15 protein-coding genes are annotated in these 16,068 nt (G+C 32.8%); 10 read left to right on the top strand and 5 right to left on the bottom strand.

Annotated elements, in window-relative coordinates:
* Positions 1-3: 3 nt before the first annotated feature.
* The 7 genes from ACFPH8_RS02500 to ACFPH8_RS02470 all read left to right on the top strand — a co-directional run bounded on the left by ACFPH8_RS02500 (position 4) and on the right by ACFPH8_RS02470 (position 8,476).
* Positions 4-1,041, top strand: coding sequence for a hypothetical protein (locus tag ACFPH8_RS02500; RefSeq protein ID WP_376858328.1), 1,038 nt, complete (start codon positions 4-6; stop codon positions 1,039-1,041).
* A gap of 122 nt (positions 1,042-1,163) precedes the next feature.
* A complete protein-coding gene (locus tag ACFPH8_RS02495; protein ID WP_376858327.1) occupies positions 1,164-2,420 on the top strand; it encodes a polysaccharide biosynthesis protein in 1,257 nt (418 codons plus the stop codon).
* 2 nt (positions 2,421-2,422) lie between these two features.
* Positions 2,423-3,688, top strand: coding sequence for an oligosaccharide repeat unit polymerase (locus tag ACFPH8_RS02490; protein ID WP_376858326.1), 1,266 nt, complete (start codon positions 2,423-2,425; stop codon positions 3,686-3,688).
* Positions 3,666-4,787 carry a glycosyltransferase family 4 protein gene (locus ACFPH8_RS02485; protein ID WP_248396832.1) on the top strand — a complete coding sequence of 374 codons (1,122 nt, stop codon included), beginning with the start codon at positions 3,666-3,668 and terminating at the stop codon, positions 4,785-4,787. Before ACFPH8_RS02490 ends, ACFPH8_RS02485 begins: the two co-directional genes overlap by 23 nt.
* Positions 4,788-4,821: 34 nt before the next feature.
* Positions 4,822-6,132 carry a UDP-glucose dehydrogenase family protein gene (locus ACFPH8_RS02480; protein WP_376858325.1) on the top strand — a complete coding sequence of 437 codons (1,311 nt, stop codon included), beginning with the start codon at positions 4,822-4,824 and terminating at the stop codon, positions 6,130-6,132.
* Complete coding sequence (locus ACFPH8_RS02475; RefSeq protein ID WP_376858324.1) at positions 6,132-7,118, top strand: UDP-glucuronic acid decarboxylase family protein; 987 nt, start codon at positions 6,132-6,134, stop codon at positions 7,116-7,118. The genes ACFPH8_RS02480 and ACFPH8_RS02475 overlap by 1 nt, the downstream gene beginning before the upstream one ends.
* Positions 7,118-8,476, top strand: a complete 1,359-nt coding sequence (locus ACFPH8_RS02470) for an undecaprenyl-phosphate glucose phosphotransferase (RefSeq protein WP_376858323.1) — start codon at positions 7,118-7,120, stop codon at positions 8,474-8,476. The genes ACFPH8_RS02475 and ACFPH8_RS02470 overlap by 1 nt, the downstream gene beginning before the upstream one ends.
* Here the strand turns inward: ACFPH8_RS02470 and ACFPH8_RS02465 are convergent.
* From ACFPH8_RS02465 to ACFPH8_RS02455, 3 genes are read right to left on the bottom strand one after another with little or no spacing between them, the layout of a single operon-like run.
* Positions 8,473-9,636, bottom strand: a complete 1,164-nt coding sequence (locus ACFPH8_RS02465; protein WP_376858322.1) for a glycosyltransferase family 4 protein — start codon at positions 9,634-9,636, stop codon at positions 8,473-8,475. The genes ACFPH8_RS02470 and ACFPH8_RS02465 overlap by 4 nt on opposite strands.
* Positions 9,636-10,730: a non-hydrolyzing UDP-N-acetylglucosamine 2-epimerase gene (gene wecB / locus ACFPH8_RS02460; protein ID WP_376858321.1), complete on the bottom strand. Its 1,095-nt coding sequence runs from the start codon at positions 10,728-10,730 to the stop codon at positions 9,636-9,638. The genes ACFPH8_RS02465 and wecB overlap by 1 nt, the downstream gene beginning before the upstream one ends.
* A gap of 7 nt (positions 10,731-10,737) precedes the next feature.
* Positions 10,738-12,048, bottom strand: coding sequence for a phenylacetate--CoA ligase family protein (locus tag ACFPH8_RS02455; RefSeq protein WP_376858320.1), 1,311 nt, complete (start codon positions 12,046-12,048; stop codon positions 10,738-10,740).
* Between the two features lie 82 nt (positions 12,049-12,130).
* Between ACFPH8_RS02455 and purD the strand changes: the two genes are divergently transcribed.
* Positions 12,131-13,402 (top strand): phosphoribosylamine--glycine ligase, encoded by a 1,272-nt coding sequence (purD, locus tag ACFPH8_RS02450; protein WP_376858319.1) that lies wholly within the window; start codon positions 12,131-12,133, stop codon positions 13,400-13,402.
* On the opposite strand, the gene ACFPH8_RS02445 is transcribed toward purD, so the two are convergent.
* On the bottom strand, positions 13,397-13,624 hold the full coding sequence (locus tag ACFPH8_RS02445) for a DUF6341 family protein (RefSeq protein WP_376858318.1): 228 nt from the start codon (positions 13,622-13,624) through the stop codon (positions 13,397-13,399). The genes purD and ACFPH8_RS02445 overlap by 6 nt on opposite strands.
* 159 nt (positions 13,625-13,783) lie before the next feature.
* Here ACFPH8_RS02445 and ACFPH8_RS02440 point away from each other — a divergent pair, with 159 nt between their 5' ends.
* A complete protein-coding gene (locus ACFPH8_RS02440; protein WP_376858317.1) occupies positions 13,784-14,707 on the top strand; it encodes a DUF6427 family protein in 924 nt (307 codons plus the stop codon).
* Here ACFPH8_RS02440 and upp read toward each other — a convergent pair.
* Complete coding sequence (gene upp, locus ACFPH8_RS02435; protein ID WP_248396816.1) at positions 14,696-15,355, bottom strand: uracil phosphoribosyltransferase; 660 nt, start codon at positions 15,353-15,355, stop codon at positions 14,696-14,698. The two genes, ACFPH8_RS02440 and upp, sit on opposite strands and share 12 nt — an antisense overlap.
* Before the next feature lie 72 nt (positions 15,356-15,427).
* Here upp and ACFPH8_RS02430 point away from each other — a divergent pair, with 72 nt between their 5' ends.
* Positions 15,428-16,036 (top strand): DUF4254 domain-containing protein, encoded by a 609-nt coding sequence (locus ACFPH8_RS02430; protein WP_376858316.1) that lies wholly within the window; start codon positions 15,428-15,430, stop codon positions 16,034-16,036.
* The last annotated feature ends 32 nt before the right edge of the window (positions 16,037-16,068 follow it).

The following is a 16,068-nucleotide window of genomic DNA, read 5'->3' as shown; positions in this document are numbered from 1 at the left end:
TATATGAGAAAGTTAATATTTAATTTAATTACCGTTTCACTTGTTTCTGTTTTTATAGTTGTGTCGTGCAAGAAAAATAAAGAAGAACAAATCAAAACCATCTCATTCAATGAGTTAGATTTTGTTGTAAATGAAACGTACCCAAAAGGAGATGTTAGACGTTACGGTCTTAATTTTGAGAATGCAGCTCAAACGCATCCCAAAAGTAAAAAGGGGATGATGGAAACAGTATTAGACGTGGCAGAACTTGGAAATATTGAAATGATTTTCCATGAGGGCTATTATAATACCAATTTAGTTCTAAATAATAGACAAAATTTGAATTTAAAATTTAATAATTCTGAATTTAGTTTAATTCATATCCTCCAGACTCATGATACATTGCCAAAACCAGAGAATATAAATTTAAAAGGAACTTTAGTAGGGTATGCAGGTTTAGGAATAACGAATGCTAGTAATATTGCTATGGATTCAGTTATATTGAAATCGGATATTTCTAAAAACTTATGGGGTTTAAGAAATGCAGGATGCCATATTTATTTAGGTTGCAACGATATTAAAATTAATTACCTTGAAGTTCAAGATTTGGGTTCAGGTAGCGAAAAATATAAAAATGCTCATGCTGCACTCGTAATTGATGGAGCAGGAAACAACCCAATTAATGTTCAAATAAAAAAAATACATATTAAATCATCAGACAGACATGGTATTTATATGACGGGTAGAGATCATTTAATAGATGAGGTTATTATAGATAAATTTGGTGTTGGAAGCTCAGAAGGGATGTCAGGTATGCAAGATGCCGAAAATGGAGAGGAGAAAGATTTTAAAGCCTTATGGATTAATAAATGTTATGATAGTTTTATAGAAAATATAACCATTAACGAATTAGAATCTAAAGGAAAATACACGGCTCATTTTGATAGCGGAAATAAAGAAAAACCCGTTACAATAGGTAAATTTAAAGTCATAAATAATAACCCTGATATTACTATTTTAGAGGAGGATCCGAATGGCGTTATTATAGAAATTAAAGAATGATGATTGTCAAATAATATAATTATTATGAAAGGGTTTAAAATATATTTTAAACTCTTTTTGTTTTTAATTGAAACCTAACTGTTAACTTTAAAATTTAATAAAGGCGAAACGTAAACAACTATATGTTTAAATTTTTAAAACAGTATGCCATTTTTGGCGTGGTTTTTATGGTTGCAAAAGCAACTGTTTATTTTATTCCATTACTGTTGGCGGATGTTCTAACTAAATCAGACTTTGGGGTGTTAGAATATGCTTTAGCAGGATTAGGGATGATTGTAAACACCATAATAAATTTAGGGGTTCCGGGTGCCTACCCGTATTTTGTTTTGAGAGAAGAAAAGGTGGAACTTAAGCCAGCCTTCAAACTGCATGCTGTTTTTCTTTTAATTCCTTTTGCACTCAATCAAGTACTCTATTTTTTCTTCAATTTGGATGTTGTTTTTTACTTGGCTTTTAACATGTCTTATATAATTGCGAATCAAGTTTTTTATTCTACCCAATTAAAATCTCATGAAAAGTCCACGCCCTCGGTAATAATCGACTCCGGAATCTACCTAGTTTTACTAGTTGCCTATGTACTGGATAAACTAAATTTATTAGATGTTAATCTCCAGCTAATAAATGTTTTTGTGCTTACTTATAGTTTGGTGTATGTTGTATATGGCATTATTAATTATTATAAGGTAAAAGAAGAAGCTACTTTACTTGGCTACAAAACCATTTTAAAGTTTAGTATTCATCTATTAATTTCAACATTTTTAATTTTTTTAATAACCACATCCGGCCGCATTTTAGTTGAGTTATTTTTTGATTTTGAAACCGTTGGTATCTATGCCTTTTATTTTAGGTTATCTGCAGTAGTAGTCATGATTCATCAAGTAATTAATATTGCTTTTTTTAAAAAAATATACACGTTTAATCCTGAAGTATTGGATAAATATTTTTACTTATTTTTTATATTTATTTTCTGTTTATCCGTCGTCATTCAATTTATTGCTCCTTTTATAATTACGCACTTTTCAGACTATTTTAACGATACTTACCAGGCGTATAAAACCGTTTATTTCTTACTGTCTGCGCAAATGGTCATGTGGATTGCTAGTGCCTTAAATTCTAATATCATAGATCGCGAGAATCTAGCATCTAAAAACAACGTTAAATTTTTAATATTGGTTTTTATCTCAATTTTACTTTTCTACGCTGTTCAAAACTATTTAACACTCGCTTTATTAACCTTTTTACACATGTCCATTATTTTTGTTGCCTGTTTATTACAGTACAGCAGTTTGTATAGTAAAGGAATATATTTTAAAAAGTCTGCGATAACCTTAATTATAATATATTTCATAACTAGCGTTTATTATTTTTATACTATTTAAAGATGAATTTAATAAAAACATATTGGTTATTTTTTGGGAGCTTAACGGTAGGCTTATTAATTTGGGTTTTAGCTTATATGTTATTACCACTGGAGGCTGTACAGCCTATTAAAACAAAAACTATTTTGTTTATTGTATCTTGTTATATTGCCATAATAGCGGGGTTTGTGATGTTCAATTTTAAAACAATAACCAACCAAAGAATAACCTATAATACCCAAAAGGTTGTAAAATTATTATTAATTATTATTGTCGTAAGCTTTGCATTAAGATGGTATGATTTATTCGTAAATAGAAATTTATCTTTTGCAAACGATTTAAAATTTAATCGGTTTTTAAACGATGACAATTTTAAACAAAATCAGGTGTTATTGATTGTAGCGTCGGTTCTTAAAAGCCTTTATTTCTTCCCTTTCGTTATTTGTATAAGAGCAAACCTTAAACGTCCTAAATTTTATATCATAGCATCATATGTGGTACTGTTTTTCCCTCTTCTTGAAGCTATTTTAAAAGGAACTAGGAAACCATTTTTTGAGATTTTTCTTATTATCGTTTTTACTTTAATCGCTTATCAAAAACCTAAAATTAATTTTAAAAGAATTAGTATTACCGTAATTGCTGTTGTGATTTTAATGAGTATTTCCATGTTAATTTTACTAAAACGTGAAAATTATTCTGAAAATTTTGATGATACTTTTTACAAATCCTTGCTTGAAAGCCGTTATAATGAAATTTTAAAACCAACCGATGCAGCCATTAATTATTTTGAAACCACAAATCATTCCCAACTAACAAAGCTTTATGTTATGTCTGGTTTGCACACAGGACAATATATTACACATGGCGCTTTTGAGTTTAACCATATTATTGATATAGATAGTTTGTCCATAGGTTATGGGATGTATAATTACTCTATCATTCCTAAATTTTTTAATAAAATTAGTTTGTCGTCAATCCCAATTGCTAATTTGTCGCCTCGAAAGTATGTGTATTTAACGCAATTTGGTTCCTACTATATTGATTTCCGTTGGTTTTCCTTAGTACTCTTGTTTTTATTTGGCGTATTTCAGAAATATATATATCAAAAATCTTTTCAATCCGTCATTTACTCACCTATTTTAATGTACTTTTTAATTATTAATGTATTTTTGATGATTCTTAGTTATACAAGAGGTGCTGGAATATATGTTTTATTCGGTTTCTTGTTTTTACTTTTTTTACTGAAAATCTTCGAAAAAAAACTACATGAGGAAAGCATTAGTTCATGATTGGTATTATGTAAGTGGAGGAGCCGAAAAAGTGGTTCATTCGCTTAATACGATATGGGAAGATTTTGACCATTTTGCATTAGTGGATTATTTAAACGATGCCGATAGAGCCTTCATTCTAAACGGTAAATCTGTTTCTACAAGTTTTATCCAAAAATTGCCAACAGCAAAATCCAATCACAGGAAATTTTTACAATTCTTTCCAAACGCCATAGAGCAATTTGATTTAAGCGAATACGATTTGGTATTAAGTTCTTCAGCTTCCGTAGCTAAAGGAGTTCTAACACATCAAAATCAATTGCATATTTGCTATTGTCATTCGCCAATGCGTTATGCGTGGGATTTATATCATCAGTACCTGCGTGAAGCAAAACTTAATAAAGGGTTAAAATCCATGTATGCTAAATATGTATTACATAAAATGCGTTTATGGGATTTGGCAACCGTAAATAGGGTAGATTTGTTTGTTGCCAATTCAAAATATATTGCTAGACGTATAAAAAAGATTTATAATAGAGATTCGGTTGTTATCTATCCTCCAGTAAATGTACATGCTTTTCCATTAGAAACAGATAAGGATGATTATTATTTTACGGCTTCCCGAATGGTACCTTATAAAAAAATTGAACTTATTGTACGTGCCTTTAATAACATGCCAAATAAAAAATTAATTGTTTCTGGTGATGGTCCAGAATATAGTGCCATAAAAAAAATTGCCAAATCAAATATAGAACTTGTTGGATTTGTAAATAAAGAGAAGCTAACAGATTATATGAGAAAAGCGAAAGCTTTTGTTTTTGCTGCCGAAGAGGATTTTGGTATAATACCAGTTGAGGCGCAAGCGTGTGGTACACCAGTAATAGCTTATGGAAGAGGTGGGGCAACTGAAACCATAATTAAAAATAAAACGGGTGTTTTCTTTAATAAACAAAATGAAATAGCCATTATTGATGCCGTGTCAAAATTTGAAGAACTCCAATTTGATCCTAAAGAAATTAGAACACACGCACTAAAATTTTCTAAAGAACGCTTTGAAAAGGAAATGGAAACTTTTGTAAATAATGCATATTTAGAGTTTTATAAAAACAATACAATCTAGTTTTGTAAATTTGAAAATACTTAATAAATTTTAAATGAACATATCAGTAATAGGAACAGGCTACGTAGGTTTAGTTACCGGAACATGTCTGGCCGAAACAGGTAATAATGTCTTATGTATTGACATTGATGAAAGTAAAGTTAAAAAAATGCAAGCTGGTGTCGTGCCAATATACGAACCACTACTAGATACACTTTTCGAAAGAAACATAAAAGCAGACCGTTTAAAATTCTCAACTTCATTGGAGGAAGGTCTAAACCATGGTGATATTATTTTCCTAGCACTACCAACACCTGAAGATGAAGATGGTTCGGCCGATTTGTCGTATGTGTTAGGTGCCGCCAAAAACATTGGAAAATTATTAAAAAGCTACAAAGTTATTGTCGATAAAAGCACCGTTCCTGTTGGAACAGCCGAGCGTGTTACGAAAGCCATTTCAAATGAAACCACGGTAGATTTTGATGTGGTTTCTAATCCTGAATTTTTACGTGAAGGTTTTGCCGTAGAAGACTTTTTAAAGCCAGAACGTATTGTTATAGGTTCTAGTTCAGATAAAGCTACCAAACTTATGGAAAAACTCTATAAGCCTTTTGTACGCTCTGGAAACCCGATAATTATTATGGATGAAAAATCGGCGGAACTTACCAAATATGCCGCAAATTCATTTTTGGCCACCAAAATAACCTTTATGAATGAAATTGCTAACTTCTGTGAAAAAGTGGGTGCAGATGTTGATAAAGTGCGCATTGGTATGGGAACCGATTCTAGAATTGGTAAACGCTTCTTATTCCCAGGAATAGGCTATGGAGGCTCTTGCTTTCCAAAGGACGTGAAAGCACTTCATAAATCAGGGAAAGACCATAATTATACTTTCGATATTTTAAATGCTGTTATAAAGGTAAACGACTTACAAAAACGAATCCTATTACCACGTATTGATGCCTTTTTTAAAGGTGATTTGAAAGATAAAAAAATTGCCATTTGGGGCTTGGCTTTCAAACCTGAAACTGATGATATTCGGGAAGCACCAGCTTTGTATATAATTGAGGACCTGCTTGAAAGTGGCGCTTCAATAACGGCATTCGACCCAGAAGCTATGGAAAATGTGGAGCGCAAATTTGGTAATCAAATCAGCTATGCTCCAGATATGTATTCAGCAATTCAAGATGCCGATGCCTTGATTATCTGTACAGAATGGAGTATCTTTAGAACACCAGATTTTAACAAACTGAAAGCAGAAATGAATACGCCGGTTATTTTTGATGGTAGAAACTTATATGATGTTCAGGATATTAAAAACGAAGGCTTTTATTACAGCTCAATAGGAAGAAAGACAATAGATTAATGAAAAAGGTATTAATAACAGGAGCAGCTGGTTTTCTAGGTTCTCATTTAAGTGATCGGTTTATTAAAGAAGGTTTCCACGTCATTGGTATGGATAACTATATCACAGGCGATTCTAAAAACATCAAACACTTGATGGATAATCCGAATTTTGAATTTATTGAACATGATGTGACGGAATTTATTAAAATTGAAGGTGAACTCGATTACATTTTACATTTTGCATCACCTGCAAGTCCTATTGATTATTTAAAAATACCCATTCAAACATTAAAAGTAGGCTCTTTAGGCACACATAATTTACTAGGTCTTGCTAAAGCTAAAAAGGCTAGAATACTAATTGCGTCTACGTCTGAAGTTTATGGAGATCCATTGATGCATCCACAAACCGAAGACTATTATGGTAATGTAAATACCATAGGTCCACGTGGTGTTTATGATGAAGCCAAACGTTTTCAAGAATCTATAACCATGGCATATCACAGATTTCACGGTATTGAAACACGTATTGTGCGTATCTTTAATACCTATGGACCACGAATGCGCCTAAATGATGGTCGTGTTATTCCGGCATTTATGGGTCAGGCTTTACGTGGAGAGGATTTAACGGTTTTTGGTGATGGTTCTCAAACGCGTTCTTTTTGTTATGTTGATGATCAAGTTGAAGGTATTTACAATTTGCTTTTTAGCGAGTATTCATATCCTGTAAATATTGGTAACCCTCATGAAATTACCATAAAGGACTTTGCCGAAGAAATTATCAAATTAACAGGAACCAATCAGAAAATTATTTACAAAGAACTTCCTACGGATGATCCGTTGCAAAGACAACCAGATATTACACTAGCTAAAAATTTATTAAACTGGACGCCTAAAGTAGAAAGAGCAGAAGGCATGGAAAAAACGTTTAGCTATTTTAAGCAACTGTCTGCCGAGGAGTTAAACAAAAGCGAACACAAGGATTTCTCTAAGCATATTAAAAATTAATGAGCCAAATACAACACGGTAGATACTCTATTTATATTAGGCCTATTTCTTATTTGATAGATTTAGGCATTATTAATGGGTTGGCTATTTTATATTTTTTCAATTTCCAACACCCTTTAATTTTTACAAGTGTAACAACCATAGCATGGCTGTTTATTTCCATTAATTCAAAGTTTTATGAGGTGTATCGTTATACACGAGAAATCACCATTTTGTCCTTAATTTTCAGACAAATGGTGCTTTTTGGATTATTTGTATTAGCCTATTCTGGATTCTACCACGACCTAAATATTCGTCCTAAAACTATTTTTAAATACGTAGGTTTTGCCTTTATTTTAATAACCGCATTTAAGTTTGCTTTTTATTATTTGCTTCAAAAATACCGATCTTCCTTTGGCGGAAATTATAGAAGAACGGCCATTTTAGGAAAAAATAAACAAACCACGGCTTTAGAGAACTTTTTTAATTCTAACCCCGAATATGGTTATAAGCATAAAAGAACGTTTAATTTAAAAAATAAGGACACATTTGATTTGGATGCCTGTCTTCACTTTATTAAAAAGGAAGCAATTGAAGAGGTGTATTGTTCAATATCTGAACTTTCTAATTCACAAATGATGAAAGTGATTGATTTTGCTGATAATAATCTAATAATTCTGAAGTTTTTACCTGATAATAAAGATATTTATTCCAAGAAATTGAAATATGAATACTACGATTATATTCCCATTCTATCCTTAAGAAATATTCCCTTAGAAGAATCTGCTAATCAATTTATCAAACGACTTTTTGATATCGTGTTCTCGGCCTGTGTTATTGTGTTTATTTTATCGTGGTTAACACCTATTATTGCCATTTTAATTAAACTAGAATCTAAAGGCCCAGTGTTCTTTAAGCAATCCAGAAATGGCTTTAATTACAAGGAATTTGATTGTTATAAATTCCGATCCATGACACCCAATAAGGATGCCAATCTTTATCAAGCAACTAGAGACGACCAACGTGTAACTAGAACTGGAAAGTTTATACGAAAAACTAGTATTGACGAGTTACCACAGTTTTTCAATGTACTCTTTGGCGATATGTCTGTTGTGGGCCCTAGACCCCACATGGTAAGTCATACCAATATGTATGCAAAACGTATTGATAAGTTTATGGTACGTCATTTTGTGAAACCAGGTATAACCGGCTTAGCACAAATTAGTGGTTTCCGCGGTGAAGTTGAAACTGATAAAGATATTATTGGTCGCGTAAAATATGATATTTTTTATATTGAAAACTGGTCCTTACTTTTAGACCTAAAAATTATTATTAAAACGTTTATAAACGCTGTTCGAGGCGAAGAAAAAGCCTATTAAAGCACCGCTTTTAATTTTAATAACTGCTTGTTAAAATCAAAATTTTCTAGGGCTGCTTGTTGAATCTTTGTCCGATTTTTTAAGCTTAATTTATTTTTTCCTAAACTTTGAATGGTTTTGTTTAAATGGCTATAATTTCCAGCTTCAGCTATCCATCCCAATTGATGTTGTTGAATAATATCTTCACCTTCGCCACCTCCAAAATAAAGCATAGGAAGCCCTAATTTGGCGTATTCAAATATTTTGGAAGGAACAGAACCATAAATTCTATTAAGTAATGGAATAATGGTTATATCATAACATAATAAGGCATTGTGTAATTCGCTTCGCGTAACTTCGCCATGATAAACTATTGGTAAATCTGGATTTTCAGATATAAACTGAACTATTTTTTCTTTTTCTGCACCTCCGCCATAAATATGAAATTCAATATTGCTATAATCCAACGATTCACATAGCTTATAGATTCCTTGAGCTATACCCAATAATCCGGCATAAACTATTGTGATTTTGTCACCTGAAATAGATGGTTCTTTTAATTCTGGAAGTTCAAAATCAGGGTAATTTCTGTATAGAAAGGTTGCTTTTTCTGGAAATAGAGATTTTACATGGACTAAAATCTCCTGGCTTTGGCCCAAAACTAAATCTGCTTTTTTGTAGTTAAAACGTTCAATTTTTTCCAGCATTTTATAACTGAAATTCTTTTTAAAAGCACCCAACTCTAAACCTGCAATTGGCCACAAATCACTGACATTTAAAACGAGCTTTCTTTTTTTTCGCTGCAAACATAGCATACAGGTAAAAGCAACCAACAATGGAGGTGATTGTACGATAACAGTTTCCGGAATTTTGTTCCAAATAAAAAACCAAATCAGACTTATACTGTACGATATCATGGTGAACAAGCGTAATAATTTGTTTTTAGAATTACTCGCATACAACCACAATCTGTGTATGGTAACATTTTTTTCTGTGGATGTTTGTTTGAATTTCCCACGATAATCATCAAAAACCCTACCTTTCGGATAATTAGGCAGTGGTGTAATTACAGATACCTTAAAATTTTGATTTTCTAATCCTGTTGCTAAATGAAAAATCCGGTTAGAAGCTGCGCCAGTTTCAGGTGGAAAATAACTAGTTATAATGAGAATTTTTTTCACTATAAATGATAAGTTTTTATTAATTGAGAAATAATCCTATCAGCAGCATGCCCGTCCCAAAGTGCTGGAACTTGGGCTTGCTTCCATGTACCTGAAAATAAAGTTTTAAAAGCATTTTCAATTTTAATTGGATCTTTTCCTACTAGTATATTTGTCCCAATTTCACATGTTTCAGGCCTTTCTGTATTTTCACGAAGTGTTACGCATGGCACATTCATAATAGTCGTTTCCTCACTAATACCACCGGAATCTGTTATAACACCAAAGGCATGTTTTACTAAAAAATTAAACTCCAAATACCCTAGAGGTTCGGTATAATACAAATTTTTATAACTCAAATTTAAACTCTGTAATAATTTTTTAGTTCTGGGATGAACAGGAAAAACAATTGGATAATCCTTACTTAACGAAGAAATTTGTTTTAAAATTGCCTCTATATTTTGGGCTTCATCCACATTGCTTGGTCTATGAAGCGTCATTACAAAGTAGTGCTTCTGTTTTAAACCCAATGATTTCCAAATTTCTGGTTGTTTAAAACGAGATTCATGTGTTTTAAGCGTATCTATCATAACATTTCCAACAAAGAAAACCTGATTGCTATCTACACCAAGTTTTATAAGGTTGTTGCTTGCTAATTTAGATGTTGTAAAAAAATAATCGGTTAAACTATCTGTGACAATTCGATTTATTTCTTCTGGCATTTTCATATCCCCAGAACGGATACCAGCTTCTACATGTGCCACTTTAATCCCCGATTTTTTTGCAACTAACGTACAAGCCATAGTTGAGGTTACATCACCTACCACTAAAACTAAATCCGAAGGGTTTTTCTGAAGTTCTTTTTCAAACCCTATCATAATAGCACCTGTCTGTTCCGCTTGGGTACCGCTTTTTACTTCTAAATTTACATCAGGATACGGTATGCCTAATTCCTCAAAAAAAGCGCCACTTAAACTGTTATCATAGTGCTGCCCCGTATGGACTAAACGAAAATTAAGGTCGTAACCTGCCAGTTTTTTTCGCTTCAACACATTTATTATTGGTGCTATCTTCATGAAATTTGGTCTGGCACCTGCTACTATGGTAATATTCATTGGACTCTTATTCTATTAGTGATGAAAACTGTTTCAATTTACCACTTTTTGAGCGTTCTAGCACCTCTTGACGTTCAAAAATAACGGTTAGATTAGGTTCTAAATAACGGGTCATTTCATCACGGATTTGTTGCATTTTTTCTTCAGATAAGACCTTGACACCAACATACATAATTTTAAACGTATTTAGGTGTGTTTGCTGAATGATGAATTCCTTTACCAAACCGTCATCTTCTATAATACTTTTTGTGATGTAATAGAAAGTTAAACCAGCCGCTTTTTTGCCACTTGGCAAAACAGCCATATCATTCGTTCTTCCAATCAGCTTTTTAAGAATAGGTTTTTTTACCGAACTTTTCTCTGAAAGTATACCAATATCGCCAATATCATAACGTATAAACGGATGTGCTTGGTTGTATAAGGACGTAATTACAACGCGGCCTTCATCACCTAATGGAAGTACGTTATTAGCTTCATCTAAAATTTCAACATATAGCGTCTCACTATTAATTTGCCAGTCGTTTTCTAGGTTTTGAAATGCAATTAAATCCAATTCAGATGCACCATATTCGTTAATTACTGGAACGCCAAATTGTTTTTCCATACGTAATTTATCCGAATCAAAAAGCATTTCTGATGTTACTACACAGGCTTTTAATGTGGGACATATTGCTTTTAAAACAAGATTTTTTCGCTCTAAATATTTGGCAAATTGACCGATAGAACTGGTATAACCATTTAAATAAGCAAACGGTGTGGACTTAAAATTTCTAATATAACCTTCAAACGCTGAATCGCTTAAATCGAAAACGGAAAAGCGAAACCGACTGCTCAAAAAATCCTTAAAACGTTCTTTATAATAGCCTTTTTTGTCTAAAGGAATACCATAAAACCGGGCTTGTTTGGAGCTATTAAAATCTAATCCATACCAACCAAATCTATTTTTAATAACTGCCCAAGTTAAGGCATGGCACTCATAATCTTTAGCAAAAATAAACGGATCGCCAGAAGAACCGGATGTTTTATTGATATACACATTTTTAAGGTTATAACCAGCGGAAAGTCGGTCTTGCAGTGGTATCTGCAAATCGCGTTTTGTTATAACCGGAATGGAATTCCAATCTGTTACCTTGACATCGTTTACCAAGTTGCTATAAAATGAATTGTTTTGAATATGGTATGTAACAATTTCATTTTTTTTGTTTTCAACATACGCTTCAAAGGCCTGGTCTGGTTGCGCTTGAATCCCTTTCAAAATCCGTTCCGCTTTCTTAATGGGAAAACCGTTAAATTGTAATGAAAGGTCGAATAAATTCAAAAGAAATTGGCTTAAGATGTTTTTGTAAAATAATTGTTTTTTAAGCGTAAAAGCAATTATTTTTGCAGCAAACAACAACAACATGAATATTTTAATATTAGGATCAGGTGGTCGAGAACATACATTTGCATGGAAATTAAAGCAAAGTCCATTATGTAAAGCACTTTATGTAGCACCTGGAAATTCGGGAACGGCTGCTATAGCTGAAAACGAAGCTATTGGTGTTACCGATTTTCAAGCTATAAAAACATTGGTTCTAGAGAAAAAGATTAACATGGTGGTTGTTGGTCCTGAAGATCCGTTAGTTCAAGGTATTCATGATTTCTTTTTAAATGATGCTGATTTAAAGCGTGTTTCTGTAATTGGTCCCGAAAAAGCCGCGGCTGAATTAGAAGGCAGTAAGGAGTTTGCTAAAGAGTTTATGATGCGCCATAACATTCCAACGGCAGCTTATCAGAGTTTTAATGCACGTACTGTGGAAGCGGGTTATCAGTTTTTAGAAACTTTAAATCCACCTTACGTTTTAAAAGCAGATGGTTTGGCAGCTGGAAAAGGCGTGTTGATTTTAAATGATTTAAACGAAGCTAAAGCTGAATTGAAAAGTATGTTGGTTGATGCCAAATTTGGTGAAGCCAGCACTAAAGTGGTAATTGAAGAATTTTTAGATGGAATCGAGTTAAGTTGCTTTGTTTTAACCGACGGAAAAAACTATAAAATTCTACCAACGGCTAAAGATTACAAACGTATTGGTGAAGGGGATACAGGTTTAAATACAGGTGGAATGGGAGCCGTTTCACCAGTACCATTTGCAACACCCGAATTTTTAAATAAAATAGAAGAGCAAGTCGTTAAACCGACCATTAGTGGACTTCAAAAAGACAATTTGCCGTATAAAGGGTTTGTTTTCATTGGATTAATAAAGGTAGGAAATGAGCCGATAGTTATTGAATATAACGTTCGTATGGGAGATCCTGAAACGGAAGTCGTTTTACCACGTTTAAAGAATGATTTGGCTGAAATTTTTCAAGCCATTGCAAACCAAACACTAGATACTATTAACATTGAAATTGATGAACGTGCTGCTACCACAGTCATGTTAGTCTCTGGTGGATATCCAGAAGCTTATGAAAAAGGCAAGGAAATTTTGGGATTAGATAAATTGGTAGATGTATTACCTTTTCATGCCGGTGCAAGCTTAAAGGATGATAAAGTAGTCACCTCTGGAGGTCGTGTTATAGCAATAACAAGCTATGGAAATACCTACAGTGAGGCACTAAAAAAATCTTATCAAAATATAGACAAACTACATTTTGATAAGATGTATTATAGAAAAGATATTGGATTCGATTTATAAATAACTGTGAGATGTAATGCTTTTGTTTTCCTCACCGTTATCGTTGAATTTTTTAAGTTGTAGCATCCAGTAAACAAAAGCTACCATACCAACAATCATTAAAATCCAGTTTATGGCATTTGCAGCAAACCAGCTTTCAAGTTCTAATGCTCTTAAGGCATCAAATGGTGCAAATAAAACATTTACAAATAAGTCTTCAATGGCGTAAAAAAAATCGGTCATAATATAAATTTTAAGGCTTTTAAAGCACGTGTAATATAGTAATCATTATGTAATGATACAAAATTACACCTTTTTCAAATTAAATTTCAATAATTTGAAGAGAATATTAGTAATTTACCACAATCAATAAATCCGTAGAAGTGATTTTCTCCTAGCTGTATGATTTCAAAATTCTTTAGAAAAGCGAAACCTATTCATTTTGTTATTATGAGTATGGTATTGTTTATCGGTTTTTTACTGGCCAAATTAAGGATGCACCCTGAATTTAATACGGTGTTTGTCCTGAAGCAACTCGCTCTATTTGGTGTTTGTGTACTATCGCTTTTTATATTCGATTTTTTTACTAGTAAGAATAGACTATCCAAAAAGAATAGTTACAATCTCTTATTTTATGGACTGTTTATGGTATTAATGTTCCAGACATTTTTAAATACCAAGTTAGTAATTGCCAATCTGTTTATAATGTTAGCACTGCGGCGCATTGTGAGTTTGCGCTCTAAAAAAGATAATAAGAAAAAAATTCTGGATGCTACCATCTGGATCTCATTAGCAACCCTGCTCTTTTTTTGGAGCTCGTTATTTTTTATCGTGCTGTTTGCGGCGCTTTTTCTATATGGGATTACAGATGTTAAGAATTGGATCATTCCATTTATTGGTGTGCTTTTAGTAGCTGTACTTACCTATGCCATGTTAATAGTATTTAATATCGATTTTTGGGCGTATGTAGATCGGTTTGAAAGAGGGAAAAATTTCGATTTCAGTATGTTGAATAATCGTCAAATTATTATTGCGGCAACCATATACTTCTCTTATTTTATTTGGTCTTTATTTTATTATTTAAGGACAATTAAAAACCAATCTAAAAGCTATAGACCGTCATATTTGCTCATACTTTTTACGGCTTTTATAGCGCTAGTAATTATTATTATTTCACCAGAAAAATCGGGAGCAGAGTTTATTTTCTTAATAGCTCCTTTGGCACTTATTGTTACTAATTATATTGAATTAGTTCCTGAAAAATGGTTTCGCGAGGTCTTAATATGGCTTTTAATAGTGGGGCTCCTTGCCAGTTTAGTGCTGTAGTTTTTCGCCAAAGGCTAAATCGCCAGCATCACCCAATCCTGGCATAATATAGCCTTTATCCGTTAGTTTTTCATCTACGGTGGCAATCCATAAATGTGCGTCTGCGTCAAAATGTTTGGACACATAATCTAAACCCTCTTGAGCACCAATAACACTCACCAAATGCACGGCTTTAGGTTTCCCAAAGGGCTTTAAAGCTTCAAAGGTTGCTACCATGGATTGACCCGTTGCTAACATGGGGTCTGCCAAAATAAGTGTTTTACCTTCTAAACTAGGGCATGCCAAATACTCGACAATAATTTCAAAACTTTCAGGTTTACTTTTATGATGTCTGTAAGCCGAAATAAAAGCATTTTCAGCTTTATCAAAGTAATTTAATAAACCGTTATGCAGCGGAACACCTGCTCGTAAAATGGAACATAATACAATGTTATCAGTAGATATAAATTCGGCGGCAGTACCTAAAGGTGTTTGAATGTTGACAGATTTATAATTTAAAGATTTACTTAATTCATAGCCTAGAATTTCACCAGTACGTTCAATATTACGTCTAAACCGCATGGGATCTTTTTGAATGTCAATATCACGCATTTCTGAAATAAAGGAATTTAAAATAGAATTTTCAAGCGAAATATTATGGATATGCATCGTGTTTTGGATTTGTTTTGAACTGTAAAGTTAATAAATAGGTTTATATTTGTGTTTCAAAATTTTTATATTATGTTTTCAGAAAAAGCCAATAAAATATTCCAAGACGTTATTGAAACCTATCATGTTGTTAATACGGTAGATCAACCTTTTAGTAATCCGTATGATAAAGATTCGCAGACTTTAGAACATTTATTATATAGAAAAAGCTGGATAGATACTGTGCAATGGCATTATGAAGATATTATTCGCGATCCGCAAATTGATCCCGTTGCTGCTTTGAAATTGAAACGTCAAATTGATGCTTCTAATCAGGATAGAACGGATATGGTAGAGTATATTGACAGCTATTTCCTTGAAAAGTATAAAAATGTAACACCAAAAGCTGATGCAACAATTAACACAGAAAGTCCAGCTTGGGGTGTTGATAGATTGTCCATTTTAGCGCTTAAAGTGTACCATATGCACGAAGAAGCAACACGTACGGATGCTACTGATGCGCATTTGGCTGCTTGCCAAACCAAACTGAATGTATTATTGGAACAACGTGTAGATTTATCGACAGCAATTGATACCTTATTAACAGACATTGAAAAAGGTGATAAATACATGAAGGTGTATAAGCAAATGAAGATGTACAATGATGATGAACTGAATCCGGTGTTGCGTTCTCAAAAATAAACATCTAAATTTAGTTTGTCACCTTGAGCGCT

The organism is Bizionia hallyeonensis (genome assembly GCF_042657385.1).
In the GTDB taxonomy this organism is placed as follows: Bacteria; Bacteroidota; Bacteroidia; order Flavobacteriales; family Flavobacteriaceae; genus Algorimicrobium; species Algorimicrobium hallyeonense.
Note: the sequence above shows the minus strand (reverse complement) of the source record. Positions and strands in the feature narration are given on the sequence as shown.